The sequence below is a fragment of the Protofrankia sp. Cr2 genome, assembly GCF_963555885.1.
Lineage (GTDB): Bacteria > Actinomycetota > Actinomycetes > Frankiales > Frankiaceae > Protofrankia.
On the sequence record NZ_CAUVXG010000042.1, the window covers coordinates 41,498 to 43,629 of the forward strand.

The window sequence follows — 2,132 nt, forward strand, 5'->3', positions numbered from 1 at the left end:
GGGACCGGGACCGGGACCGGGACCGGCCACAGCAAACAGGCCGGTCCCGGCGACGATCTCTTCGGCGGCATTCCCTGACACCGACCGGTAGCGGGGAACGGGCGTGAAGCCCTTGGATATGGTCTGTACCGTGACCATGGTGGATGTCGTATTTAGGCCGGGACAACCGATCCTGCACCGGATGTTCACCGGAGACGCCCTGGTTCTCGTCCGCTCGGCAATCGTCGTCGGCGATGACGAGCGTGGCCTGCGACTGTGGATTCCCCACGGCGGTCCCATCGCGATCAGGATGAGTCGGGACGGCCGTGGCATCCGTGACATGCCCTTCGCCGAATGGGTGCGTCAACCCACCGAACTCACCACGACCGGATGGCACGGTCCGAACATCTTCATGCTGATCCCACCGCGGCAGGCGCATTCGGTGTGGTGGTTCTGGGACGCTCGCAGCACCTTTGCAGCCTGGTACGTGAACCTCGAAGAACCTGTCGCCCGCTGGCGCGACGGCGGCGGTGCGCTCGCCGGGGTCGACGGCTGTGACCACGACCTCGATATCTGGGTCTATCCGAACCGCAACTGGGAGTGGAAGGACGAGGACGAACTTGACGAGCGCCTCGCCTTCCCCGAGCACTACTGGGTGACCGACGCAGCGGCGGTACGGGCCGAGGGCGAAAAGGTGATCAGACGCGTCGAGGAGGGACGGTTTCCGTTCGACGGCACCTGGTGCGATTTCCGCCCCGAACCGTCCTGGCAGATGCCGACCACCCTGCCCGCCGGCTGGGACCGGCCGCGAATCCGGCGCACCGACGAGCATGTCCCAGGTCCATCGACAGGAACCTGACATCCACTCCTGGCTCCAGTACGGTGCCGGCCATGTGGCCGCGGAAATCCGACCTCGAACGACACACCGATATGATCGTGCATCGGATAACGGAGGCGGGCGACGACCACGGGATGTCGTGACGCCCGCTGATCCGCGGGAGCCGAACTGTTATCCCATCGACTTCCCCATCGATCTGGCGCCGGGCGCATCCCATCAGCGCTGGACCCTCAGCACCCCGACTCCGGCTCGGATCTGCCGCTGTCAGGTCGGCCACAGACACCATCGGATGCCGTAGTTTAAGGTTAGGCTTACCTGATACGACGATCTCATGCATCCAAGGAGCCGCGTGGACGACGCTACCCGACCGGAAGTCCCACAGTTGCGACCTTCCCACCGGGATCATCCAATATCATCATCCACCGGCGCCCTGACTGCATGTGCGCAGCCAAGCCCGCGCACGATTGCCTGCTCGTCGGAGTCGCGGGGTATTCATGAGGACATGCGCGGCACCGTTCCCCGGCATCGCAGCTACCTGTTTCTCCCCGCACCTGCGCCATGGCCCCGGTTCGCCGGTCCCGCCCCGGCATCGGTACCCGGCCTCGGGCCGGTCCCGGCCGACACCACAACAGTCCTGTACCGGTCATACCCGAACAAGTCGGCCACGCTGGAACCGTTCCGGTGGAATGTGCACGACCGGACGATCACGCAAGGCACGACGCGACCGCAGTCGGACCTCGGATCGGCTGCGCCGCCGCTCTCACCATCGCCGCAGGTCCCGTTCCTCGGCGTGTGCATCCACGGCCGCCATGACCCGTGCTGCGGTCGGGCCGGCGCACCCCTGCTGCGCCGTCTCCACGACCTGCTACCCGATACCCCGACCTTCGGCGTGAGCCACATCGGCGGTGACCGCCTCGCGGCCAACGCCATCGTCCTGCCGGGCGGATACCTTCTCGGGCGCCTCGACAGCGCCACCGACGAGCAGCTGTCCGACCTAGCCCTCGAGGGCCTGCTGCCGCTCGGCCACATCCGGGGCAGGCTCGGCTCCACGCCAACCGAATCCGTTGCCGAGATCTGGTTCCGGGAGCGCTACCGTCTGCGCCGACCGGAAGATCTCCCGCATATCACCATCACCAGCCAGAATGGTGATCATTACACGGTCACCGCCGAACACGGAGACCGCCGCCATCTGCTCGACGTCCATCGCGACACGCATGAGGGCAATGAGATCCACTTCACCTGCTCGGCAGCCGAGAAATCCACCGGCCGGCAATGGCGGGTCACGGTCCGTCGCTGATCCAGTATTCATCAGACC

At 66.0% G+C, this 2,132-nt stretch carries 2 protein-coding genes; both read left to right on the forward strand.

Going from position 1 to position 2,132, the window contains the following annotated elements:
- The first annotated feature begins 136 nt into the window (after positions 1 to 136).
- Positions 137 to 838 carry a DUF402 domain-containing protein gene (locus U9978_RS17600; protein ID WP_322762235.1) on the forward strand — a complete coding sequence of 234 codons (702 nt, stop codon included), beginning with the start codon at positions 137 to 139 and terminating at the stop codon, positions 836 to 838.
- Between the two features lie 481 nt (positions 839 to 1,319).
- Entirely contained in the window at positions 1,320 to 2,114 is a 795-nt protein-coding gene (locus U9978_RS17605) for a sucrase ferredoxin (protein WP_322762232.1), read from the forward strand.
- Positions 2,115 to 2,132: the final 18 nt, after the last annotated feature.